Consider the following 24254-nt stretch of genomic DNA (forward strand, 5'->3'; position numbering starts at 1 on the left):
GAACGGGAACGTAGGAAAGAACGATGGCATCTGATTTCTGGCTGATTGCAGGATTGGGCAATCCGGGCTCCAAGTACGAAGGAACGCGCCACAACATGGGATTCATGACAGCCGACCTGCTGGCGGAACGCTGGTCGGTCAATTTCTCCGATCACAAGGGGCTGGCCATGCTCGGCAAAGGCATAATGAACCTGTCGGGCCGCAATGTGAAGTTCTTTCTGGCCAAACCGCTGACCTACATGAACGATTCCGGCAATGCGGTGGCTTCCATCAGCTCGTACTACCAGATTGAACCGAATCATATCGTGGTAGTCCATGACGACATGGACCTTGATTTCGGCCGCATCAAGGTCAAGTCCGGAGGCTCCGCCGGCGGACACAACGGCATCAAGTCCATTGATCGTTCGCTTGGCACGCCGAAATACGCCCGTGTGCGTATGGGTGTCGGCCATGCCCAACGCGGTGCGCACGCCCACGACAATACGGTGAACTGGGTGTTGGGCGGATTCGGGCCGGACCAGCGCAAGCAGTTGCCTGAATTCCTTGCCGATGGCGCCGATGCGGCCGAGACCATCATCTTCGACGGTCTCGCCAAGGCTCAGGAGCAGTTCAATGGCCGCTGAGCTGTCCGGCATCCTTGACGTACTGGAAACGGATGACGATTTCCGTGCGCTGATTTCCGGTGAGGTCGAGGAACCGGAATCCGACATCGATCCCAGCATCACCGTAGGCGTTCCCGAAGGTCTACGGCCGGCTCTGGCGGCCGGTGCCGCCGGCAGCAGGCCGGTCGTGCTCGTTGTCGCTTCCGGGAGGGAGGCGGAGGAGACGGTCGAGGCGATTCGTTCCTGGTACGGTGGCGACCCGCAGGATGTGGCCCAGTTGGAGGCTTGGGAAACGTTGCCTCATGAACGTCTGTCTCCCCGTGCCGATACGGTGGCCAGCCGCATGGCGGTGTTCCGCAGGTTGAAACACCCCGAAGAGGGGAATGCCATGTTCGGTCCGATCCGCATTCTGGTAATGCCGGTGCGATCCCTGATTCAGCCGGTAGTGGCCGGTCTTGGCGACATCGAACCGCTGGTATTCACGCAAGGCGAGGAATTGGCGCTCGATGAAGCGTCGAAACGATTGGTGGAGAGCGCCTATACGCGTGTGGACCTTGTGATGGACCGTGGAGAATTCGCCGTGCGTGGAGGCATCATCGACGTATTTCCGCCGACGCTGCCGCATCCGGTGCGTATCGAATTCTTTGGTGACGAAATCGATGCCATCAAGCAGTTCCATGCTTCCGACCAACGTACGTACGGAGAGCCGCTGGAGAGCGTCTGGGCCACGCCATGCCGTGAATTGCAACTGACGGACGTCGTTCGCGATCGGGCGAAGTCCCTGATCGGTTCCATTCCCAACGCCGAGGATATGCTGGAATCCATCGCCAACGCCATTGCAGTAGAGGGTATGGAATCGCTGTTGCCGGCGCTCGTCGACGACATGGAATCGGTGCAGGGCATGTTGCCGCCGAATGCGCTGATCATGCTTTCCGATCCGGAAAAACTGCGCAGAGGCGCCGATGATCTGGCCAAAACCGCCAACGAGTTTCTGGCTGCCAGCTGGCATGTGGCCGCGTCCGGTCATGGTAGTGGTGCGCCCATCACCTTCGATCAGGCGAATTTTCTTGACTTCGAAGAGACCATAACGTCTCTTGCGTTCTCGCAGCATGACGTTTGGAAACTCACCAGTTTCGGTGTGGATTCCAGTCTGCCCGGCCATGTACGAATCGATGCTTCGAATCCAGGCGAATATCGTGGTGACGAGCACAAGGCCGCCTCCGGCATTGAGGGGCTGCTCGCAGCTGGCTATGACGTGACCATCACGGCAGCCGCACAAGGCACGTTGGCCCGCCTGAAACGCGCCATCAACGAAACCGGCATCACCAACTTCGAGTGCGTGCGATCCCGTGCTATCGACGGATTCGTGGATAATGCGGCGAAAACAGCATTGCTGACCGAGCGTGACCTGACCGGCCGCACTTCGGCTGCGGGCCAGGCCAAAACCCCGAAGCGCCGGCGCAAGGCTATCGATCTGATGGAACTGAAATCCGGCGATTACGTGGTGCACGAGCAGCACGGCATCGGACGTTTCGTTGAAATGCGTCAACGTACTATCGGTACCGGCGCCAACAAAACCACCCGCGAATATCTGGTCATCGAATATGCGCCGAACAAACGCGGCGCCCCGGCCGACAAACTGTTCATCCCCACCGACCAGCTCGATCAGATCAGCAAGTATATCGGCGCCGAGGCGCCGAAACTCAACAAACTGGGCGGTTCCGATTGGGCGGCCACCAAAGCCAAGGCACGTAAACACGTGCACGAGATCGCCGAGGATCTGGTCAAACTGTACTCGGCCCGCCAGCGTACGCCCGGTTACGCCTTCGGCAAAGACACGCCATGGCAAAAGGAACTGGAGGATGCCTTCCCGTATCAGGAGACCGCCGACCAGCTCACCACCATCGACGAGGTCAAATCCGACATGGAACGATCCGTACCGATGGATCGTCTCATCTGCGGCGACGTCGGTTTCGGCAAGACGGAGATCGCCGTACGTGCCGCTTTCAAGGCGGTGCAGGATTCCAAACAGGTGGCCGTGCTCGTACCGACCACGCTGCTGGTGCAACAGCATTTCGAGACGTTCACCGAGCGCTATGAGGGCTTCCCGGTGAATGTGGCCGCAATGAGCCGATTCCAGACCGCCAAGGAAATCAACGACACCATTACGGGTCTGGAGGACGGCACCGTCGACGTGGTGATCGGCACGCATAAGCTGCTCAATCCGAAAATCAAATTCAAGGATCTGGGACTCGTCATCATCGACGAGGAGCAACGGTTCGGCGTCGAGCATAAGGAGACGCTCAAGGCGTTGCGCACCAATGTGGACGTGCTGAGTCTGTCGGCAACGCCTATTCCACGAACGCTTGAGATGGCCGTCACCGGCATCCGTGAGATGTCCACACTGGCCACGCCTCCCGAGGATCGTCTGCCGGTGCTCACCTATGTCGGCGCATATGAGGATGCGCAGATCACCGCAGCCGTACGTCGAGAACTGCTACGTGGTGGCCAGGTCTTCTACGTGCACAATCGTGTGCAGGACATTGCGTCCGTCGCGGCGAAGATTCATGAACTCGTGCCGGAAGTGCATGTCGGCATTGCGCACGGCAAGATGGGGGAGAAGCAGCTCGATGGCGTGATCCGTGACTTCTGGCATCGTGACATCGATGTGCTGGTATGTACCACGATTATCGAGACTGGTCTTGATATCTCCAACGCAAACACGTTGATCGTCGATCATGCCGATCGTTTCGGTCTCAGTCAGCTGCACCAGCTGCGAGGACGAGTCGGACGCGGCCGTGAACGCGCCTACGCCTACTTCCTTTATGATCCGGCCAAGCCGATGACCCAGCAGTCGCATGACCGTCTTGCCACCATCGCGCAGAACACGGCGCTCGGTTCCGGTTTCGACGTGGCCATGAAGGATCTGGAGTTGCGTGGCACCGGTAATCTGCTTGGCGATGAGCAGAGCGGGCATATCGAGGGTGTGGGTTTCGACCTGTATGTGCGCATGGTCTCCGAGGCCGTGGAACAGTACAAGGAGCCGGAACGCACCGAATCGGTGGCCGTGAGCATCGACCTGCCGATCGAGGCGTCCATTCCGGTCGACTATATCGATTCCGACAAGCTACGGCTTGAAGCCTATCGCAAGCTGGCCGCGGCCCGTACGGAAGGCGATCTCGAGGAACTGCGTGACGAGCTTGCCGACCGTTATGGCAGGCCGCCGGCCGAATTCGGCGCATTGTTCGACGTGGCTCGATTGCGGGCCAAGGCGCGAAGGCTTGGCATCACCGAGATCATCGCACAGGGCCGTAATGTGCGTGTGGCCAAGTTCGAGCCGCGTGAATCCGTGCAGCTTCGCATGGCCAGGATCTACAAGGGCATCCAGTACAGACCGGTCACCAAGACGTATCTGGTCCCCGCCCCCTTTGCAGGTTCGCTCGGGTCGAAGCCGATGGGCTCCGACGAGGTGGTGCAGTGGACGGATCAACTGTTGGACGACCTCGATTGGTCTCCCACCCCTCGCAAGTGAGGATGTCCGCAGATGTATGTGAGCGTTCACATGATTCGTGTCGGAAAAGTTTGCGCTACGTCCACAAAACGCACTATTCTAGGCATTGTCATCACAACCTAACGTTTATAAGGAGTAGTTGTGGCAGTAATTGAAAGCGTTTACGCGCGTCAGATTCTCGATTCCCGCGGCAACCCGACCGTTGAGGTCGTTCTCGACACCGAAGACGGTGCCCAGGGCCTGGGTCTCGTTCCCTCCGGCGCTTCCACCGGTGAAGCCGAGGCTTGGGAGCGTCGCGACGGCGACAAGTCCGTGTACATGGGCAAGGGTGTGCTCAACGCCGTCAAGGCCGTGAACGAAGAGATCGCTCCGAAGGTCATCGGCATGGACGCTTCCGATCAGCGCGCTCTCGACGAGGTCATGATCGAGCTCGACGGCACCCCGAACAAGGGCCGTCTGGGCGCCAACGCCATCCTCGGCGTGTCCTTGGCCGCTCTGTATGCTTCCGCTGAATCCACGGGCCAGCCGCTGTACCGCTACATCGGCGGCACCAACGGCCACATCCTGCCGGTTCCGAACATGAACATCATGAACGGTGGCGCTCACGCTGACTTCGCCACCGACATCCAGGAGTACATGATCTCCCCGTACGGCTTCGATACCTACAGCGAGGCTCTGCGCGCAGGCGTCGAGGTCTACCACACCCTGAAGAACGTCCTGAAGAAGGAAGGCCTGGCTACCGGCCTCGGCGACGAGGGCGGCTTCGCACCGAAGATGAAGTCCAACAAGGACTCCCTGAACTACATCATGGACGCCATCTCCGCCGCCGGCTATGAGCCGGGCAAGCAGATCGGCATCTCCCTCGACGTGGCCTCTTCCGAGTTCTACAACAAGGAGACCGGCAAGTATCACTTCGAAGGTGATGACCGTGAGGCCGGCTACATGCTCGACTTCTATGAGAACCTCATCAACGAGTACCCGATCGTTTCCATCGAGGATCCGTTCCAGGAAGAAGGCTGGGAAGACTGGGCCGCCATCACCGCCAAGCTCGGCGATCGTCTGCAGTTCGTCGGCGATGACCTGCTGGTCACCAACCCGGCGCGTCTGGCCAAGGGCATCGAGCTCGGCGCCGCCAACTCCCTGCTGGTCAAGCTGAACCAGATCGGTACCGTCACCGAAACCCTCGACGCCATCGAGCTGGCCACCAAGAACGGCTTCACCTCCATGGTCTCCCACCGTTCCGGCGAAACCCCGGACACCACCATCTCCGACCTCGCCGTGGCAAAGAACACCGGCCAGATCAAGACCGGTGCCCCGGCCCGTGGCGAGCGTATCGCCAAGTACAACCGTCTGCTCGAGATCGAGGAGGAGCTCGGCTCCACCGCTCAGTACGCCGGCTACAGCGCTTTCAAGGCTTGCAAGAAGTACATCGCCAAGTGAGACCGCGCTGGTAAGTGCTAGTTAAAATGCCCGCCGCATCCCTCGTCGAATGCGGCGGGTATTTTCATTGCTATGAGTACAAAGACACGCAGGACCGGCAAAGGCAAGTCCAAGGCGAAAGGCACGGCCCGATATAGCAGCGCAGGGCCGATCGCTTTTTTCGTGTCATTGTTTATCGTGGCGTTGGGGGCCATCCAGTTGGTGTCAACCTTCCATACCTACGCATTGAATCTGGCGGAACTCAACGGGCTGAAAAAACAGGAGGCGTCGCTGATCGCCCAGAAGCAGGAGCTGGAGAACGACATTGCGAGATGGGATGACAAAGCCTATGTAACGGCTCAGGCCCGCGACCGTCTTGGATTCGTTTTTCCGGGGGAGCAGGCCATCCGGGTGCAGCATCCCGAAGCCGTGACCGGCGAAAGCACCGCGAACGCCAATGACGCCTCACAGAGTAAGTCGCAGAAGACGTCGTTGCCGTGGTATAAGGAGATGGCTTATTCCTTCAAACAGGCCGATCAGGCCGATGACAAGAAGGCGGCTGCAAATGGCGGCACGACGGAAAGCAACGGACAGCAAGACGAATCATCCGCAGATACACAGAACAACGACCAATCACAGTCAGGAGCGCAATAGGAGTGACACAGGACATGACGATCATCGAACAAGCCGAAACCCTCGCGGCAAAGGTACTGGCCACCCCGGCGACCGATCAGGACATTGACACGGTGAACAAGCAGCTTGGTCGTTACCCGCGAGGCATGATCGCCGTCGGTGCCCGATGCGCGTGCGGACGCCCACTGGCTGTGGTGACCCGACCGTTGCTGCCTGGGGGAGTGCCCTTCCCTACGACCTGCTATCTTACCGGCCCCGAAGCGGTGAAGGCCATTTCCCATATCGAGGCTGAAGGCAGGATGAAGGAATACAACGACCTGCTGGCCGAAGATGCGGAGGTAAAGGCTCAATATGAGCGGGCTCATGAGCTGTATTTGGCGTTCCGTCACGAGATCGCCAAAGCCGTAGGCGATAGCGAGGAGCATATCGAGGGCACCAGTGCGGGTGGTATGCCGGTGCGCGTCAAATGTTTGCACGCACTGCTGGCCCAGACGCTGGTTATGGGGCCGGGTGCCAATCCGATCGGTGATCTCGCCCTTCAAGCCATTCGTGACGAATACGACCCGAACGTGTGCCGCTGTGCGGTCGATATCGAAGCGTGAACGTAAACCATAGTGAAAACCCAAGGTGAGAAGATGAAGTCTGTTACCGTTGCCGGCATCGATTGCGGCACGAACTCAATCCGTTTGAAGGTCTCCCGTGTGGATGAGAACGGCGTGGAAGACATCGTGCCCCGCATTCTGCGCGTAATCCGCCTGGGGCAGGATGTCGACAAGACCCACCGTTTCGCCGATGAGGCGTTGGAACGTGCCTATGCGGCCGCTCGTGAGTTCGCCGGGATATTGGCTGAACATCCGGTCGATGGCATTCGCTTCGTGGCTACTTCGGCCACTCGCGACGCCGAGAATCGTGAAGAGTTCGAGGATGCCATCGAGCGTATTCTCGGCGTCCGTCCGGAAGTCATTCCCGGAACGGAAGAAGCCGATCTGAGTTTCCTTGGTGCGACGAGCATCGTACGCAGGGATGTCGAAGCCCCATATCTGGTGGTCGATCTGGGCGGAGGCTCCACCGAACTGGTGCTGGGCGGTGACGGTGTGACCGAGCCGGTCACGCAGGTGCAGGCGGCCTTCTCCATGAACATCGGCTCGGTACGCATGACCGAACGCCATCTCAGGAACGATCCGCCGACCGAAGCGCAGATCGACGAAGCCATCCAAGATATCGACGAGCACATCGACGAAGCATTCCGGACCGTTCCCGCAGGCAAGGCACGCACCATCATCGGCGTGTCGGGCACGGTGACTACGATGACCGCACTGTCGATGGGGCTGACCGAATACGATCATTCCGTGGTCGACGGAGCACGCTGCACCCTTGAGGATGCATTCGCGGTGGATGACAGGTTCCTGCGCATGCCGCGTGAGGAGCGTTTGACTTACAAGACCATTCATCCCGGTCGTGTGGATGTGGTCGGTGGTGGTGCGCTGGTGTGGAGTCGCGTGCTCGCCAGGGTTTCCGAGGCGGCGCAGGCCGACCATGGTCAGGCCGTCGATTCCTTCATGGCCAGCGAACATGGCCTGCTTGACGGTATCGTGCTGGATTACGGCACCAGATTGCTTGCTGCGCGCTGACGTGGCATAATATCTTCGCATCGTCCTTTCGGGGACGATATGCCTCCATGGCGAAATCGGTATACGCAGTCGACTTAAAATCGACCTCTTCGGATTGTGGGTTCGAGTCCCACTGGAGGCACGGAAAAGCAGGTGGCAGTGACTCCGAGCCAAGCTGGGCAATGCCATGTGATTGATATCCGCCGATGAATGTGCAATGTGGCTCCAACATGGATTGGCGTATCCATGTTGGACTGAATACGAAACATACCGTTATTACACTGACTGGCGTTGATAACCCGTAGATTCCATACGAACGGAAAAATGACATGACGTCGAAAGATACCAGACCAGTAATCGAACAGCCCGCCACCGATATTCCGCTGATGCTGTCGCAGGCAATCATCATCGGCGGGGTGCTTTGCATCGGCGAGGTGATATGCTCCCCGCTGTACTACACGTTGCTGAAAAGCTCTCTGGCGTTGTTGCCATGGGCTTTGGAAGCATGTTTCATGGCGGTGGCCTTCACCTATGTCGTCGGTTTCGCGCTGCTGTGGTGCTCCGAGTCGTTCACCTTCAAACTACGCGAGAAATTCCGTGCTTTCGGATACGCCGCCGTGGGACTTATCGGCTATGGCGTATGGAGTCTGCTGGTCTTTACCGCAACCATCAATTCCGTATTGGCCAACGTAGGTGAATCCGTGCTCACCAACGGGCAGGTCGGGGCCATTGCGCTCAATGGCGCGGCATTGGGCTTCATCGCGTTTTTGCTGGCGAAACTGCTGGATGTCGAACTCGCCAATCGCAAGGGCATGGCCATCGCTATGCTCATTGCGGAAATTGTGGTTGGCCTTGTAGGGCTGCTTATCATGATTCGCATGTTCTCTGTGCTGTACTGAATGTCCGGATTCGTACGGCTGTCGTTCAGGAAGGCAGGGTGCTCGTGTTCAGCATTCTTGAAATGTTCAAGATTGGTGTTGGTCCAAGTTCCTCGCATACCGTCGGACCCATGGTCGCGGCTCATGAATTCGTGACCGCGCTGGAACGTGACGGTTCCCTCGAACGGGTAGGTCGCGTGCGAACCGTGCTGTATGGATCCTTGGCGCTTACCGGATTGGGGCATGGTACCGATAGAGCCACAGTGGCCGGGCTGGAAGGCAATATGCCGCAAAGCGTCGATACTGACCATGTGAACACCATTCGGCAGGAATGCGAGCGGTCGGGTGAGCTGTCGCTGAACGGCACGCATCGTATTCCGTTCGACTACGCACATGATGTGGTGATGGATGTGTGGCATCGTATGGCGGCCCATCCCAATGGCATGCGATTCCAGGCCTTCGATGCGTACGACAATCTGATCGAGGAACAGGTTTGGTATTCCATCGGGGGAGGATTCGTCCGTCGAGGATCCGTCGAGGATCCGATGATCGGCATCCACGATCGGCCTCCGGCAGGAAGCGCCTTTTCGGAACGGGACGATGATTCTTCCATTGATACCGCCGCAGTACCGTATCCCTTCACGACCTGCGACGAGCTGATCGCATTGTGCGACGAGCATCATATGAACATCGCCGACATGGTGTGGGCCAATGAGACGGCCATGCGTTCGGCGGTGCAGGTGCGCAGCGAGCTGGATAACGTGTGGCGTGTGATGCGTCGATGCGTGCAGCATGGCTGCAACACCCTGGAGACGGTGCTTCCCGGCGGGCTCGAAGTGCCGCGCAGGGCACCGAAGATGTATGCCAGGCTTGCGTCCAACAGCGATGTGCTTGGCAGTGACCGCCGCCGTGCGGATGCCGTACTCGAATCGTCCGATGCGGCATGGGTCGATCTGTTCGCGCTGGCGGTATCGGAGGAGAATGCCGGCGGCGGCAGAATCGTCACCGCACCCACCAACGGCGCCGCAGGCGTCATACCGGCCGTGCTGCACTACTACTGGCATTTCGTCGATCATGCCGGTGAGGAAGGCGTGGTCACCTTTCTGCTTACCGCAGGAGCGATCGGTTATCTGTTCAAACGCAATGCCTCAATCTCCGGCGCCGAAGTCGGATGCCAAGGGGAGGTCGGAACGGCTTGTTCCATGGCGGCGGCAGGACTGTGTGCCGTGATGGGAGGTACGCCGCGACAGGTTGAGAACGCCGCCGAAATCGGCATCGAACATAATCTGGGATTGACTTGCGATCCGGTCGGCGGACTTGTGCAGATTCCCTGCATCGAACGCAACGCCATGGCCGCCAACACCGCCATCAATGCGGTGCGCATGGCCATGTTGGGGGATGGCACGCATATCGTCAGTCTCGATCAGGCCATCAAGACCATGAAGGATACCGGTGAGGACATGATGGCCAAATATAAGGAGACCTCGAGGGGTGGTCTGGCGGTCAACGTCGTTGAATGCTAGTTTGAATTAGTGCTAATCTAAGTGGCATTGTGTTTTTCAAGGAGGTTCATCATGGCATCTGAAATGCCTACCGCAACCGGCGAATTCGGCGATCGTCCGGCGTTCGAGTTCCCGTCCGAGACCGCCCCGGCCGGTCTGAAGGTCGTGGAGCTGTTCGAAGGCAACGGGCCGATGGTCCGCCGCGGCGATACCGTTACCGTGAACTACCATGGTGTGGTCTGGGGCAAGGACACTCCGTTCGATTCCAGTTTCGACCGTCATCAGCCGGCCAGCTTCGGCATTGGCGTGGGACAGGTCATCAAGGGCTGGGATCAGACCGTTCCGGGGCATAATGTCGGCTCCCGCCTTATGGTCTCCATTCCGCCGGAGTATGGTTACGGCTCTCGTGGCGTGCCACAGGCCGGTATCGGTGGTGACGACACCTTGGTGTTCGTAATCGACATCATCTCCACCCGCTGACAACCGGGTATCATTCTTCCAAGGTCAAGGAGGACGCAATATGGCCGAAGAAAAGACGCTGCTGCTCACGCAGGAAGCCTATGACAAGATGAAAGAAGAGCTCGCTTGGCGTGAAGGCGAGTATCGTGACGAAATTCTCTCCAAGGTCTCCGCGGCTCGTGCCGAAGGCGATCTGAGTGAAAACGGCGGCTATCAGGCGGCTCGCGAGGCTCAGCGTGTAAATCAGGGCCGTATCGACGAGCTGACCGTCAAATTGCGCAATGCGAAGATCCTGACCGCCCCCAAGGAGGGTGAGGTCGGCGATGGCTCCGTGGTGACGCTTGAACTCAACGGCCGTGAATTGGTCTATGTGCTGGGAACGCGCGATCTTTCCATCGCCACCGACTATGACATCATCAGTCCGGAATCGCCGATCGGTGCGGCCATCAATGGTGCGCATGCCGGCGATACCGTGTCGTACACGGCTCCGAACGGCCGCGAGATTTCCGTGACCATCAAGGACGCCAAGCCGCTCGTCTGAATGCGGTGAGCACGTCGCTAATGTGATGTACGAAGAGCGGGTCCCGTCGAAACATGACGGGACCCGCTCCTTTAGTATGTGCAGCCGTCATACGGCCACTGGCCACGAACCGGCAGGCTATGCCATAATCGTCCACAATTGCACGATCACCATGTAGATGGCCACCATGTGGCAGGCATATCCGGCTAAGGTCCCCAGATGGAAGATTTCATGGAACCCAAACACCTTCGGCCATGGGTCGGGTTTTCTTAGGCCGTAGACGATGGCTCCGGCGATATAGCAGGCGCCGCCGGCGGCAAGCAGCACCACGACCGCAGGCCCGGCATACGGGGAAATCCAGAACAGACCCATGAAGGCGACGCCGGAAACGCCGAAGAAGATGTAGACGATCACATACAACCAACGCGGCGCACTGATCCAGATCACATGGATGACCAGCGCCACGATGGTGCACGTCCACATGCCGATGATGATGGAGTCGCGCCAAAATGAGCTGAGGGCGAACGAGACGGGAGTGTATGTTCCCGCGATCAGCAGAAAGATGTTCATGTGGTCGATGCGACGCAATACGTCGGTGACCCGAGGCGACCAGTCACCCAGATGATAGCAGGCGGAATTGCCGAACAGTACCAACGAGCAGGTCATGAACACCGCGCACGCCCATTTCAGGCCCGTCCCGTGTGCCAGGCAGATCAGTACGATGCCGGCCGCCAATGCCAATGGTGCGGCGATGGCGTGAAGCCAGCCACGCAACATGGGTTTGGGGCGTCCGTGCACGTCAAGGCGGATCTTGCGTTCGATTTCCGCGGGGACGATGCCTTCGACCTTCGCCGCATGCGCTTCACCTTTGGCGATGATCAGCTTGGCTTTCTCGTCGGCCTTTCGTCGGATGTTCTCGGCCTGATTGCGTGCCTTGATTCGAATCACGTCCGCTTTGGCCTGCAATGCCTGTTCTCGCGCTTCGCTAATTGCGGCGCGTTTTGCCTCTATCTCTGCTTCGGTGGGTTTCGCCATCGTGCGCCTCCACTATATGTTACGGAACCGTAACCTACGTTACCGTAACATATGGATATGTCAAGCGGCATCTTCGCCATACCGACGGACCATGACGCGCGTATCCTCGTGTGCGTTGCGTATGATGGGGTGCATGGCTGATTTCTCACATATTCTGACGACTCGACCGGATTTCGATGACGAAGATCGCGAATGGCTGCATCATCTGGTGGCTGACTGGCAGGTAATCGCAGACCTGAGTTTTGCGGATCTGTTGCTGATTCTGCAGAACGGCGATGGGAAGTACATCATAGCCGAGCAATGCCGACCGTCCACGGTGATGAGTTTGAGGACCGACGATGTGGTCGGCGACGAAGTGCCCGCGGATATGACCGGCGAACTCGATGCCGCCATGTGCTCCGAAACGGTGTTCCGTTCCACGGTGCTACGCAAAGTCGGCAACTCTACGGTCTGTAACGTGTATGCACCCGTACGTCACAATGGCAAGACGCTCGGTCTGGTGGTTCGCGAAACCAATATGGCGACGCGCGAATCGAACGGCCGGTACGAATCCGAAAGCATCGGTGCAGGCAAGCAGTTGTATGAGATGATTCCGCGAGGTCAGTTCCCGTACCGTAACCCGATCATGAACCAGCGGCATAACGCCCGTGTATCCGACGGCTTCATTGTGCTGACGGTTGACGGCATCGTACGTTACGCTTCTCCGAATGCCATCAGCTGCTTCCGTAGGCTCGGCTCGGTCAGCACGATGCAGGGGGAGTACCTCAGTGAGATCGGCACCAGACTGCTGCATGAGAACGATCCGGTGCTGGAGACGCTGCCGTTGGTCCTGAGCGGCAAGGCGGCGGTCGATTCCGAGCTGGACGCCAACAAGTCGGCGGTCTCGATGCGCTCATTGCCATTGATGGATACCAATGGACGCTGTGGCGGTATCGTGCTTTGCCGTGACGTCACCGAACTGCGTCGCCGTGAGAAGGAGTTGCAGACCAAGGATGCGACCATCTCCGAAATCCATCATCGTGTGAAGAACAATCTGCAGGCGGTTTCCGCGCTGCTCAGGTTGCAGGCACGCAAGACCAAGTCCGAAGAGGTCAAGAAAGAGCTGAAGGAGGCCCAGCGTCGTGTGCAGACCATCGCCATGGTGCACGAGGGCCTGAGCCAGACCGCCGACGAGATCGTGGATTATGACAAGGTCATTTCCAGCCTGTTGAAGATGGCCGTCGATTTGGCCACCATGCGCGACCAGCACATCAACATCGACTTCATCGGCAAGTTCGGCATGATGCCTGCGCAGGACGCCACGCCGTTGTCGCTGGTGCTTACGGAATTGATCACCAACTCCGTGGAGCATGGCTTCGAGGGACGCAAGGATGGCCGTATTACGATTTCCGTGGGTCGTGGTGGCAACAACCTCAATGTTGTGGTCGAGGACGATGGTACGGGTCTGGCCAACGAAGAACATGATGGCATGGCACGTTCCTCCGGTTCCGGGTTGGGCACACAAATCATCAACACCTTCGTCACCAATGATTTTGGCGGCACCGTGCGTTGGGAGCCACGCCATGGCGGGGGCACCCGGGTGGTGCTGGATATGAAGCTGCGTGCGGCCCAGGACTGACCCGGGACGAGCTGTACCGAAAAAAACGAAAGGCCGGTCGGATTCAATCCTTGTGAATCCGACCGGCCTTATGATTACGATCGATGTGGGCCGAAAACCGTATCAGACCTGCATCTGCATAGCCTGGGAACGGCGTGCCCGCATGGCACGACGCTTCAGGGCGCGGCGCTCATCCTCACTGAGGCCTCCCCAAACGCCATAATCCTGGTTGGTGTCGAGCGCGCACTTCAGGCACGCATCAATCACCTTGCAGGTACGGCAGACGGCTTTGGCCTCTTCAATTTGCTGATAGGCGGCACCGGTGTTACCGACCGGGAAAAACAGCTCCGGATCCTTGTCACGGCACGCGGCCTTGGCTCGCCAGTCAAAAGCACTGCTCATATATTCGCCTTCCTCCTGCCTTAGTGGCACTGTAAGTCTGTTACTCAGATAACCACGAATCACACGACTTTTCAAGAGTCCTTGCTAAAAAGAATCACTCGGGTCTGCGAAATCCTTCCGTTCCACGCACTGGACAAGACAGGCCGACGCCTGACGTATGAACACTGCACGGCCGGCGATCATGTAATCATCGGGTTCGAATCCATCCAGTATCGGGCCCGGAATGCCGTTCATCAGGTCATTGGTCCGATCTCCGGTCGGGAACACGATACGGGTGGGGCATCGGTCAGCGAGTACGGCATTCGGCTTCTCCACGGCGCAGATTACGGTGACATCGGGATCCGCCAATGCCATGCGCAGGTCGTTGGCCGCATCATCGGTGCGAAATGGATCGAGCAGATCGTCGGCGTCGTCCACGAACCAGGCAAGACGCCCGTGGCCTTCGGAAACGTAGGTATCGCGCGTATGCCGGGCATCATGGTTTTCCCTGCCGGTATGGTAGACGTTCCGTATCTTGTAGGTGTATCGCACCATGCGCATGCCGCTCAGATACAACTGCGATGCGCAATGCAGCAGAAGATTCGTCTTGCCGCGGCCATAGGCGCCGATGATGGCGATATTGCCGTGAGCGATGTCCAGGGAGATGGGCTCGACGACGACGCCGTTATCCGCCAGTGCGAACGGTATGCCATGCCAAGGTTCATCGCCGAGCATCCGCAAATCCCGCATGGTCACATGTTCGGCGAGCGGTGCCGAAAAGAGAGGTTGTTGGAGCGTACATCCATGGAAGCGTGCGGCGGTGTCGATGGCATCGACCAATGTCTCAACATGACGTACCGCACTGCAACGGAACCCCATGACTCGTTGGCCGTCATGGCAGTAGGCGCCTCCCGGCATGGAGGGACTGATGTCTGCGGCGGCATTGGTGCCGATCAATTCGTGGGATTGCATCCGATCGGTGACTCGTAGGCAGACGTTCAGCGAGATATTGGCCTTCATGTCGGCATGCACCTGCCCCACGGGATTCTGGGTACAGACGATCAGATGCATGCCCAGCGACCGCCCCAACGAGGCGAGCCGATTGAGTCGTTGCATGTAGTCGGGTAGCCGATCGCGCAGGGCATGGAATTCATCGATGACCACCACGAGCCGTGCCGGTGGATGCTTCAGTTGATTGATGTGCGATACCCGCTCCTCACTGACCAGCGCCTCACGCCGTATCAGTTCCCGTTCGATGGCGTTCAAGGCACGTATGGCATGCGATAGGTCGAGATCGCATACGTTGCCGACGGTATGGGGCAGATGCTCCAACATGTTGAACGTCGATCCGCCCTTGAAATCAAGAAAGACGAAATGCAATGCCTCCGGACTGTACCGTATGGACAGTGCCATGCACCAACTGATGAGCAGAGCGGACTTTCCCGATCCGGTGGTACCGGCCACCATGGCATGAGGTCCGGCGTGAACCAGATCGATCGCGAACGGTGCATGAGCAGTCATGCCGATGTCGCAGCCGGAGGAATTGGTCTCGAACCAGCGGCGTACTATGCTACGCCATATCAACGGATCGTCATCGAGATGATGCAATTGCTCGAAGTCGATGCAGGGAATTCGTGAGAGATCGGACGACGACCGGCTCGATTGCCAAGCCACGTCGGGCGATGTCTGGCTGTTGGAGATGCCGGTATCCGCCTGCGACGTCGCCTGACGGGCACGTCTCGACCGTATCGCCATCACGGCCAGCGACAGTGCACTGCCGAGCAATCCCGGAGCAAGCATCAGCACATACAGCCAGTGACGTTGCATGCACATGATGATCAGCATGACGAACTGCGCCAGTACCGGAGTGGACCAACTGAGCAACATGAGCCGGTCATCGTCGAGTTGGGGATGGTGAGCGTTGTTCATGACGGCAGTCTGGACGCCGCCACGAACAAGGAGCAAGTCGAATCGGGGGTTGTGGTCGGAGGACGTGGGTTATCCACATCCTCCGGCGTGTCGTCAGCTTTGCTCGGCCAGCGTTCCCACGGTGCCGGAGGCATGCTTGCCCGTTGCGAGCTGCGAGAACAGATCGAGATTCTTCTGCTCATCGAGCAGTACGCTCGAGCCGACGCCGTCGACATAATAATCGGGATCCGTCCAATACACGCTTCCCGAGATGCCCTTGTCTCCGGATGCGCTCTTGAACGCCAACGCCATGCGCAGCAGGGAAGCGGTGGAAGCCTTCTCATCCACCGTCACGGAACTCAATGCGGCCTGGGCCACGGTTTTGGCCTTGGCGAAGTTCATCAGGGTCTGTCGGGACGCGGCCTTTTTGACGATGGCGTTAATGACCTGTCGTTGCCGCGCCGCGCGGCCGAAATCACCTTGTGCATCGGCGTAACGCATACGGGAGAACGCCAAAGCGGTGTTGCCATCCGCGGTATGGCAACCGGCGGTCCAATTCAGACTCGAATACGGATCGTCCACATCTTGGTCGTAGCACAGTTCGACCCCGCCAAGCGCGTCCACGACCTTGACCAGGCCACCAAACTGGATCAACGCGACATGGTTGATCTTCTGTCCGGTGATGTCCTCGACCTCGTTGACCAATTGCTTGCCGCTATACAGCTGGGCGACGGCATTGATCTTCATATACTGCTGATCGATCTCCACCAAGGAATCGCGAGGAATGGAAATCAGCGACGAAGGGCCTGACGCCGGTTTGGTCAGTACCAGAATCGTATCGGTGCGAAAACCGGTGACCTCTCCGGTGTCGCCGGTGGTGCCGTCTCGTTCGTCGGATCCGAGAATGAGCCAGCTTTCCCCAGCCGTATCAGCCTTGCTTGTGAGCCAGGATTTCTTGTTGAGCTGGCCGTCCACCCAGTTCCAAGCGGAGAAAACGGACAGTCCGAGCGCCATGATCAGCACCAACAGGACCGTGAGTGCTATGCGGCCGGGATTATGGCGGTTGCGTGACTTCATCTTTACGGCCGATGCCGTGCCTGCGGAGACTCCCCGTGCAACGGGGGCGGAGGATGCCCTGCTGATCTGAGTCGTTCCCCGCACCTGCCCTGTTCGCGCGTTTGCCGGAGCGAATGAGGCTGGGGTTTGGCTCGCGTGCGTCCGGTCACCATGTGATTGGGCGTCGCGGTTTGAGGGAGTGATGCGGCGAGGGGCATTGGAAGGACGGGTCGCGGACGGTTGGAAACTACGTGGGACGTCACCTGACACACCCGTGCCGGAACGCGCCGGCTTCGCAGCAGGGGAGAAGCTGGGAATCTGCGAAGCCGCACCTTGGGCCGCCGGCTTGCGTGACTGTGATGTCGATTTTCGACGCCCTGCGGACGGAATGAAGCTTGGCGGTGTCCCGTGCGGCTCCGTGCCGCCGGTTTCTTCGGTCATAGTTCCTCCAGTACGAATCGTCCCTACACCCATTTACACCGAGTGGAACCGGGAAGAGTCGTCAACGGCCTAGTTCTTTGCCGGAACGGCACATACCGTGGCATTCAGATAACGGTCTGCGATGCCGATGTACTGACCGGTGGTTGCATCATGAATCGAACCGTCTTCCGGATCGACGGTGCCGCCGGTGTTCGGGTCGATCAGTGTGCCGTCGGCTCGGGTGATGAGGCCGGTCGTCGCGTCGGGGGTTTCGGTGGATTGCGCCTGTTCGCCGGAATTCTCATCGGTGTTCTGGGATTCAGTGGTGCCGTCGGTGGTCGTCGAATCAGTGCTGGTTGCGTTTGTCTCGGTTGATTCGAAGAGCGACTTGCCTTCACGCATCTTGGCCCATACTTCGTCGGCGTTATCGGCCCAAACGGATCGGTTTGGATCGGACGGCGCCGCGACCACTGGGACGGTCTGCGTGTACAGGTGCGACATGTTGAAGTTCTTCAGGCTCATGGCCAGGCCGACCAGAGCGGCGGTGTCGGCCATGCCTTCGGAGATATTGAGGGATTCCAGTGCGGATTTCGCCAACTGGTACAGCTGTGCCGTATCCGTGAACAGGTTCTTGCTCAGGGCTTCGCTCATCAACTGTTTGATCAGATACTGCTGGCGCGTGGTGCGGGCGGTATCCGAACCATCTCCCAAGGTGTAGCGGGTACGGGCGTACTGCGTGGCCTGAGTGCCGTCGAGATGCTGCATACCCTTGGACAGCTGCAACGTGGAGTAGGGGTCATCGATATCCTGCGGCACGCAGATGTCGACGCCGCCGATGGCATCGATCATCTTCACCAGACCGGCGAAATCGACGACGATGAAATTCTGGATGTTAAGGCCGGTCAGACTGTTCACGGCGTTTAGCGTGCAGCTGGCCGCAGAGGCCAGATCGCCGCCGGTCTGGTATGCGCCGGCGAAGATCGAGTTGAACATCACGCCGTATTGCGCGGGAATGGTGCCCTTGGAAGTCTCACATTGTGGAACGTCGACCAAGGAATCGCGGGGGATGGATACCAGATTGATGGCCGAGCGGTCGGCGGAAATCTGCAGCACCATGGCAGTGTCGGCCTGATGATTGCCCGTCATGTCGCCGCCGATGGCCTGGTTCCCCTCACCGTCACGCGAGTCCTGACCGAGCAGCAGGATTTCGATCGGCTTGCCGGAATTCGGATCGATGATGGTCGGTTCGGCCGACACGGATCCTTGTCCGATCACATCCACCTTCTGGTGCTGAATGACATTGTCCACGTCCAGCCATGTCGCGGCGGCTGCGGTTCCCGCGAACACCAGCATGGCCACGATGACCGATGCGACCACGGTCCGCGCGCGATGCTGCACGCGGTACCCGAGGCTGTGCCTTGGATTGGAGTCGCGCAGGCCATTGATGTTAGGAAGCTTGTTGCCGGCAGGAGAAGAGGTCACGGTATCGCCTTCCTGATCTTGAAGTACTCGCGTCGATCGTTCGACGCACCCTGAAAACATATAACACTACTAAAGCATGTGATTATAGGCCCATCACATGAGATTCACCGATTCTACGGCAAATCACCTTATCCGCGTGGACAAGAAGGAAGGGTGTACCACATCACGCCGAAAGCAAGGGTATTGACACGTCATGAAATTTGACAAAAGCAAATTGCATGTGTGTAATTTATGACGTTGCAGAAGGTGCACATTATAGATAAAGGAGGGACGCATGTGGGGCGTTGTCGGCGATTCCTCCGAAAAACCGCTTGCTGAACTATGGGGGCTGTTCAAGCAGGATGATGATGTGTCATGGCAGTACAAGGCGTTATGCTCGCAAACCGATCCGGAAGCGTTCTTCCCTGAAAAAGGAGGTTCCACCAGAGACGCCAAGCGGGTGTGCGCACAATGCGAGGTTCGTGAACAATGCCTCAAATGGGCCATCGACCATGACGAACGGTTCGGCATCTGGGGCGGCATGAGCGAACGTGAACGTCGTCGGTACAAGAAAGAACGTAGGGAGCGTGCGTGACGCATGGCGTTCCGCATGCGTACACTTGAGCTATGAGTTCCATTGCCAGCAGCGATATTCAAGAGACCGTGACCGGCCTGCTGAACAGCAGGCCATATTCTCATCGTCAGGATGTCGATGCATCCGTCGCCGCGGTGATAACGGTAGAGGAGGATCTGCGCTTCTTTCCGTCCACCTTCACCGCAGTGCTGTCGCAGCGGATGTTGCCAGGCACCATTGTGGTGGTGGACTGCACCGGCGGAATCATGCAGCCCATGCAGATGTCCTTCGAAATCATTCCCTCCCCGGCAGGACCGATCATCGAAATGCCGGAGGGCAAGACCGTCCGCGTGGTGCTGCTTGGCGTCAAGGGCGCGACATCCTTCTCGAATGCCGTTGTGCGCGGGATCGGCAAGATCGATCTTGATCCATCGGTGCAGGCCCTGTGGCTGATGCACGACGATTCCAGGCCTGCCGATGAATACTGCCTGGAATCGTTGCTGGATGCCTGGCGCAATACTCCCACGGCATCGCTGCTTGGTGCCAAACAGCTTGACTGGCAGGGCGAGACGTTGCACGACGTCGGTCTGTATGCCGGTAACCACGATGTCACATCCTTGGTGGTGGATGGCGAACCCGATCAGGAACAATATGATGGGCGACAGGACGTGTTCGCGGTCGATCTGGCAGGCGCTTTGGTGCCGTTGTCCACATTGCGATCCACCGAAGGCATCAACCCATGGTTCACCACATATGGGGAATCCATTGATTTCTGCCGACGCATATGTCTGGGCGGCGGTCGTGTGGTGGTGGTTCCCAAGGCCCGGATCGCCCACAGGAGAGCACGGTTCGAGGGTGTGAGGACCAAGGACGGACAGCCGTTGGATGATGAGGACCGCATCGATCCGTATATGGGCGTGGTCGTATCCGAAACCCGATATTCCTACACGGATCGGCATCGTTCCTGGTGGCCGTTGTTGTGGCTGTGGTCCATCGTACAGTCGTTGGGACTCGCAATACTGTGTCTGACTCGCAAGCGGCCATATGAGGCATGTTGTACGTTGGCGTTGCCGTGGAGGACCCTGTGGCGCCTGCCTTCGGCGTTGCGTGCGCGAGGCGAGGTACGCAGGCAAAGCAAGGTTTCGATGAAGTCATTGTCCACGTTGCAGGTGACCCGCCAGCAGATCGCACAGTGGCGTGACCGTCGCCAGGCATTCCTTGATCAGCGCAATGTCGTGGTACTCAGTCCTCTTGCCAAGGAGCATCTGCGCAGAAGACTCGTTCGTCGTTGGTCTTTCGCCCTGATCGCTGCGATCATCGCATTCGCATGGATTGCCATACCGTACTGGAATGTATTGCGCGAAGTATGTTCCGGTGCGGTCATGTATTCCGATACACTGCTGCCCACGTCGGCGAAGTTTTCGCAATTGGTCGAAACGGCAACCACATCATGGGCCTATGCCTCCGGTACCGGGATCAGTGCGCCGAGTGCCCCATGGCTGCTGATATTGGTGTGCGTGTCGGTGTTAACCGCGGGCCATGTCGCGGCGGCCGTCGCAGTGGTGTTCTTCCTGTCCGCCCCATTGTGCGTGATGTCGTTCTGGGCTTTGGCGGGCGTTTTCACCCGATCGGATACGGTACGCTCCGTGACCGCATTGGCTTGGTTCGCATTCGCAGTGGCACTGGGCATCTACCGCGACGCCGATGTCGCCATGATGACGGTGATGGTGTTCCTGCCGGCGGCATTCGCCTTCTCATTCCGCGCGGTGGGTATGTATCGTACGGAGGAGCCGACGCAACCCCATGCTTCGGTGCAGGCCGCCGCAATCGCCGCACTGTGCTTCATTCCGGTGGTCGCTGCCGAACCGCAACTGCTCTTGCCGCTGATGGCGTCGTTCCTGCTGTTCCTGATGCTGGTGCGCAGCCACAGGCCGGCATTGTTGCTGATTCCGTTGCCCGCGGCCTTTGTGTGCGCCCCTACGTTGGTGAATGCGGTGCGTTTCGCTACCGTCGGATCGTGGCGGCAGATTTTCGGCAGCATCATGCTTCCGGATTCCGCGCACGATGGCTCTCCTGCGATACTCAACCTGTCCGATGTGCTTTCCCGCGCGTTCGGCATCTCCACGGTGCCGAAGGGCGTTTGGGGAGCGTTGATGCTGGTGTTGCTGGCCATGCTGGTGTTGCTGGCCGTAGTCTCGTTGTTCCTTCCTTTTGCCCTGCGTGTTTCGCGCATGATGTGGGTGGTATCGCTCGCCGGATTCGTGACGGCACTGCTCTCCGCAGCGGTGGCGGTAGCGGTTGACGCGGACGGTGTCGTGGCCGGCTCGGTGTTGCCGGGTGTCTCTTTCATGATGATGGGCGTGCTGGCCTGCGTCTGTCTTGTTGCCGGCGGTGCCGTACAGCGTTTCGTGTCATTACGCGAATCGGCGAGCGGTGCGGTGCAGATCGAAACGCGGCATCGTGTGCTGCCGACCGTAATCCGCACGGCACGCATCGCCTTGGTATGCCTGCTGCTCGCCTCAGTGGTGGCCTGCATGGGTTTTGACTGGTTTGAACATGATCGGAACCGGGTGCATACGAGCCGTTCGGGATTGCCTATGGTGGCTGCGGATTACCTTGAGCAACGGTCCGACCATCGTGTGCTCGCCCTGCGTGCCGACGGCGCCAATCATGTCAGCTACACCGTGATGCGTACACAGTCCGGCGATCTGATCGACAGTTCCCCGGCGCAACGCATCGAAATGGTTGCAGGCCGTGTCGACGATGCCAATGCGCGCATCGCCAAGGACAGTGCGCGCCTGCTTTCGAACGCCGATGCCGATGCCATCGCCGATTTGAGCGCGTTGGGCTTCGGCGGCATCTATGTGGTGCGTGCCGACGACAACGCGTCCCAGAAGGAGTCAGCCGATCAGCTGAGTGCGAACATCGGCGCATCCGACGGCACGCAAAGTGTGGTGAGTTCCGAGCAAGGCACCTATTACCGCCTTACCATTCAGGACTCGGCCAAACAGCATGTCAACGGTTCGGGAACCAGAACGGCAACAAGCAGCCCATGGCGTTTCGCATGGCTGTGGTGCATGGGCGTCATTATCGCGCTGTACTGCCTGGTAGCTGCGCCCCGTATCCGTCATCGCAATCAGGAGGCAGCATGAGCCGTCATTCTCGTACCCGTACAGGTGTGGCCTTGCGGGTGGCGCTCGCAACCGTGTCGACGGTGATCATCATCGCATTGATGGTCGTATCGCTGGTCTACCGTCCTTCCTGGCTGAATCCTGATTCATCCGCGATCTCACGATCATTGGTGTCCCATACCGTAAGCCCGACGCAGTTGGAGACATATTGCCCGGCTCGCATGACCATAGCCGATACCGAAGCCTATGGCGACAGCGAATATCAGGCATCCAACGGCAATGTCGCATCCTCCGTGCGATACACGGCGTTCGGATCAGTGTTCCGTTCGTCGGCGCTTACGTTGGGATCGGAGGACACGTCATCCGCAACGACGTTGAATAAGCAGGATGCAAACGATGATGACGAAATCTTCGTGGCTTCCGGCAACGTCGATGACGGCGCCAAACTGCAGGATACCCGTCTGCTGGCTTCCAGCGACGGTACCGGAGCCGTCTCGTCGGTGATGTCGTGGGCCACCGACGGTGATTTGAAAGGCGTTTCCGCAGCCTCCTGCGTGGCACCTGCACTGGAACAATCGTTCCTAGTGACCGGCACTCAGGCAGGCATGACCCAGCAGCTGGTGGTGGCGAATCCGTCCGCCAAGGCCACTTCGCTGACGGTTAAGGTGTGGGGTGCGGATGCCTCGGGCGCATTGGCCCTATCCACGGGTTCCACGCTTACCGTGGCGGCGAATGGTGAGACGGTGATGAATCTTGCGGCCGCAGCTGCCAAGCAGGATGCGCTGTACGTTACGGTGTCCAGCGATGAGACACCGGTTGCGGCGATCGTTCGCAGCATCGCCATGGATGGCCTGACGGCCAAGGGCTCTGACTATGCGGTCGCCAACAACACGGCATCGAAGAAGCTGGGATTCGGCGCACTGAACGAAGGCGATGCGGTGAAACTGTACCTGTTCGCCCGCCAGAGCGCCGATGTCACGGTTTCCTGGGTGGATGGCAAAGGACTCAAGCAGGCGCATCGGCAGACCATCGAAGGCGATCGGGCGTCGGTCATCGACCTGGGCGACGTGCCCAAGGGGGTGACGGGCATCATCATCAGCTCCAGCCAACCGATTTCCGTCTCCGCGAAGATCGATGACGACGGCAACGACGGGCAATCCGATTTTGCATTGGTGAATGCGGCAAGTCCGTCGCATGTCTCCGCTGTGGCGATACCCGATCAGGCTTCGGCGAAACTGGGTGTCATGAATGCTTCCGATCAGGAAGCATCCGCCGTGCTGCGCTGCTATGACGCAGACGGCAAGCGAATCGACGAACGCACCATCGCCCTGAAGGCGGGGGCGGCCACGATGTTGGATCTTGCGGATGTCGATGGTACCGTGGCGGCCGTGAGCCTGAACGATGACGACGGGGCCATGGTATGGAACGGACGCATCGGGCAGGAAGACGTGGCAAAAGCCAAGATGGCGGGCCTGTCCATCATCTCGCCCGTCGATTTGAAGGAGACGAAGGAGCGGATCTGGGCCAACGCCGACATGACCGTCGTACGGTAATGGC

The 24254-nt window shown here is 58.9% G+C and carries 19 protein-coding genes and 1 tRNA gene; 15 read left to right on the forward strand and 5 right to left on the reverse strand.

Annotated elements, in window-relative coordinates; all coding sequences use genetic code 11:
• The first annotated feature begins 23 nt into the window (after positions 1–23).
• The 11 genes from pth to HMPREF1494_RS03565 all read left to right on the forward strand — a co-directional run bounded on the left by pth (position 24) and on the right by HMPREF1494_RS03565 (position 11155).
• A complete protein-coding gene (gene pth, locus HMPREF1494_RS03515; protein WP_034519607.1) occupies positions 24–623 on the forward strand; it encodes an aminoacyl-tRNA hydrolase in 600 nt (199 codons plus the stop codon).
• Complete coding sequence (gene mfd, locus HMPREF1494_RS03520; RefSeq protein WP_034519609.1) at positions 613–4134, forward strand: transcription-repair coupling factor; 3522 nt, start codon at positions 613–615, stop codon at positions 4132–4134. The genes pth and mfd overlap by 11 nt, the downstream gene beginning before the upstream one ends.
• Before the next feature lie 120 nt (positions 4135–4254).
• Positions 4255–5553: a phosphopyruvate hydratase gene (gene eno, locus HMPREF1494_RS03525; RefSeq protein ID WP_003840619.1), complete on the forward strand. Its 1299-nt coding sequence runs from the start codon at positions 4255–4257 to the stop codon at positions 5551–5553.
• A 72-nt stretch (positions 5554–5625) separates the two neighbouring features.
• On the forward strand, positions 5626–6186 hold the full coding sequence (locus tag HMPREF1494_RS03530; protein WP_034519612.1) for an FtsB family cell division protein: 561 nt from the start codon (positions 5626–5628) through the stop codon (positions 6184–6186).
• Positions 6187–6200: 14 nt separating this feature from the next.
• Positions 6201–6767: a DUF501 domain-containing protein gene (locus HMPREF1494_RS03535; RefSeq protein WP_034519617.1), complete on the forward strand. Its 567-nt coding sequence runs from the start codon at positions 6201–6203 to the stop codon at positions 6765–6767.
• 33 nt (positions 6768–6800) lie between these two features.
• Entirely contained in the window at positions 6801–7796 is a 996-nt protein-coding gene (locus HMPREF1494_RS03540) for a Ppx/GppA phosphatase family protein (protein ID WP_034519619.1), read from the forward strand.
• Positions 7797–7837: 41 nt separating this feature from the next.
• Positions 7838–7917: transfer RNA gene (locus tag HMPREF1494_RS03545), tRNA-Leu, on the forward strand.
• A gap of 187 nt (positions 7918–8104) precedes the next feature.
• Entirely contained in the window at positions 8105–8674 is a 570-nt protein-coding gene (locus tag HMPREF1494_RS03550; RefSeq protein WP_003840610.1) for a hypothetical protein, read from the forward strand.
• 44 nt (positions 8675–8718) lie between these two features.
• Positions 8719–10176 carry an L-serine ammonia-lyase gene (locus HMPREF1494_RS03555; RefSeq protein WP_033489306.1) on the forward strand — a complete coding sequence of 486 codons (1458 nt, stop codon included), beginning with the start codon at positions 8719–8721 and terminating at the stop codon, positions 10174–10176.
• Positions 10177–10227: 51 nt separating this feature from the next.
• Positions 10228–10635, forward strand: coding sequence for an FKBP-type peptidyl-prolyl cis-trans isomerase (locus HMPREF1494_RS03560; protein ID WP_003840606.1), 408 nt, complete (start codon positions 10228–10230; stop codon positions 10633–10635).
• 40 nt (positions 10636–10675) lie between these two features.
• A complete protein-coding gene (locus HMPREF1494_RS03565) occupies positions 10676–11155 on the forward strand; it encodes a GreA/GreB family elongation factor (RefSeq protein WP_003840604.1) in 480 nt (159 codons plus the stop codon).
• A 117-nt stretch (positions 11156–11272) separates the two neighbouring features.
• Here HMPREF1494_RS03565 and trhA read toward each other — a convergent pair whose 3' ends face one another.
• A complete protein-coding gene (gene trhA, locus HMPREF1494_RS03570) occupies positions 11273–12169 on the reverse strand; it encodes a PAQR family membrane homeostasis protein TrhA (RefSeq protein ID WP_034519622.1) in 897 nt (298 codons plus the stop codon).
• A gap of 133 nt (positions 12170–12302) precedes the next feature.
• Here trhA and HMPREF1494_RS03575 point away from each other — a divergent pair, with 133 nt between their 5' ends.
• Entirely contained in the window at positions 12303–13787 is a 1485-nt protein-coding gene (locus tag HMPREF1494_RS03575) for a sensor histidine kinase (RefSeq protein ID WP_003843901.1), read from the forward strand.
• A 102-nt stretch (positions 13788–13889) separates the two neighbouring features.
• On the opposite strand, the gene HMPREF1494_RS03580 is transcribed toward HMPREF1494_RS03575, so the two are convergent.
• The 4 genes from HMPREF1494_RS03580 to HMPREF1494_RS03595 all read right to left on the reverse strand — a co-directional run bounded on the left by HMPREF1494_RS03580 (position 13890) and on the right by HMPREF1494_RS03595 (position 19013).
• A complete protein-coding gene (locus HMPREF1494_RS03580) occupies positions 13890–14168 on the reverse strand; it encodes a WhiB family transcriptional regulator (protein ID WP_003809589.1) in 279 nt (92 codons plus the stop codon).
• Positions 14169–14252: 84 nt separating this feature from the next.
• Positions 14253–16076 (reverse strand): FtsK/SpoIIIE domain-containing protein, encoded by a 1824-nt coding sequence (locus HMPREF1494_RS03585; protein WP_003840599.1) that lies wholly within the window; start codon positions 16074–16076, stop codon positions 14253–14255.
• A 93-nt stretch (positions 16077–16169) separates the two neighbouring features.
• Positions 16170–17552, reverse strand: a complete 1383-nt coding sequence (locus HMPREF1494_RS03590) for an LCP family protein (protein ID WP_192917616.1) — start codon at positions 17550–17552, stop codon at positions 16170–16172.
• A 69-nt stretch (positions 17553–17621) separates the two neighbouring features.
• The gene (locus HMPREF1494_RS03595) at positions 17622–19013 is read right to left on the reverse strand and encodes an LCP family protein (RefSeq protein ID WP_439099689.1); all 1392 of its coding nucleotides are present in this window, start codon (positions 19011–19013) and stop codon (positions 17622–17624) included.
• Positions 19014–19287: 274 nt separating this feature from the next.
• Here HMPREF1494_RS03595 and HMPREF1494_RS03600 point away from each other — a divergent pair, with 274 nt between their 5' ends.
• From HMPREF1494_RS03600 to HMPREF1494_RS03610, 3 genes are read left to right on the forward strand one after another with little or no spacing between them, the layout of a single operon-like run.
• Positions 19288–19587: a WhiB family transcriptional regulator gene (locus HMPREF1494_RS03600; protein WP_034519632.1), complete on the forward strand. Its 300-nt coding sequence runs from the start codon at positions 19288–19290 to the stop codon at positions 19585–19587.
• 32 nt (positions 19588–19619) lie between these two features.
• Positions 19620–22718, forward strand: a complete 3099-nt coding sequence (locus HMPREF1494_RS03605) for a glycosyltransferase family 2 protein (RefSeq protein ID WP_034519634.1) — start codon at positions 19620–19622, stop codon at positions 22716–22718.
• A complete protein-coding gene (locus HMPREF1494_RS03610) occupies positions 22715–24250 on the forward strand; it encodes a DUF5719 family protein (protein WP_034519636.1) in 1536 nt (511 codons plus the stop codon). Before HMPREF1494_RS03605 ends, HMPREF1494_RS03610 begins: the two co-directional genes overlap by 4 nt.
• The last annotated feature ends 4 nt before the right edge of the window (positions 24251–24254 follow it).

It is taken from the genome of Bifidobacterium sp. MSTE12 (assembly GCF_000513015.1).
GTDB lineage: Bacteria > Actinomycetota > Actinomycetes > Actinomycetales > Bifidobacteriaceae > Bifidobacterium > Bifidobacterium dentium.

Coding starts and splice junctions, on each gene's coding strand:
- HMPREF1494_RS03610 (WP_034519636.1), top strand. CDS start 22,715: ATGAGCCGTCATTCTCGTACCCGTACAGGTGTGGCCTTGCGGGTGGCG.
- HMPREF1494_RS03530 (WP_034519612.1), top strand. CDS start 5,626: ATGAGTACAAAGACACGCAGGACCGGCAAAGGCAAGTCCAAGGCGAAA.
- HMPREF1494_RS03575 (WP_003843901.1), top strand. CDS start 12,303: ATGGCTGATTTCTCACATATTCTGACGACTCGACCGGATTTCGATGAC.
- pth (WP_034519607.1), top strand. CDS start 24: ATGGCATCTGATTTCTGGCTGATTGCAGGATTGGGCAATCCGGGCTCC.
- HMPREF1494_RS03605 (WP_034519634.1), top strand. CDS start 19,620: ATGAGTTCCATTGCCAGCAGCGATATTCAAGAGACCGTGACCGGCCTG.
- HMPREF1494_RS03580 (WP_003809589.1), bottom strand. CDS start 14,168: ATGAGCAGTGCTTTTGACTGGCGAGCCAAGGCCGCGTGCCGTGACAAG.
- HMPREF1494_RS03565 (WP_003840604.1), top strand. CDS start 10,676: ATGGCCGAAGAAAAGACGCTGCTGCTCACGCAGGAAGCCTATGACAAG.
- HMPREF1494_RS03600 (WP_034519632.1), top strand. CDS start 19,288: ATGTGGGGCGTTGTCGGCGATTCCTCCGAAAAACCGCTTGCTGAACTA.
- mfd (WP_034519609.1), top strand. CDS start 613: ATGGCCGCTGAGCTGTCCGGCATCCTTGACGTACTGGAAACGGATGAC.
- HMPREF1494_RS03540 (WP_034519619.1), top strand. CDS start 6,801: ATGAAGTCTGTTACCGTTGCCGGCATCGATTGCGGCACGAACTCAATC.
- HMPREF1494_RS03590 (WP_192917616.1), bottom strand. CDS start 17,552: ATGACCGAAGAAACCGGCGGCACGGAGCCGCACGGGACACCGCCAAGC.
- HMPREF1494_RS03550 (WP_003840610.1), top strand. CDS start 8,105: ATGACGTCGAAAGATACCAGACCAGTAATCGAACAGCCCGCCACCGAT.
- trhA (WP_034519622.1), bottom strand. CDS start 12,169: ATGGCGAAACCCACCGAAGCAGAGATAGAGGCAAAACGCGCCGCAATT.
- HMPREF1494_RS03535 (WP_034519617.1), top strand. CDS start 6,201: ATGACGATCATCGAACAAGCCGAAACCCTCGCGGCAAAGGTACTGGCC.
- HMPREF1494_RS03585 (WP_003840599.1), bottom strand. CDS start 16,076: ATGAACAACGCTCACCATCCCCAACTCGACGATGACCGGCTCATGTTG.
- HMPREF1494_RS03560 (WP_003840606.1), top strand. CDS start 10,228: ATGGCATCTGAAATGCCTACCGCAACCGGCGAATTCGGCGATCGTCCG.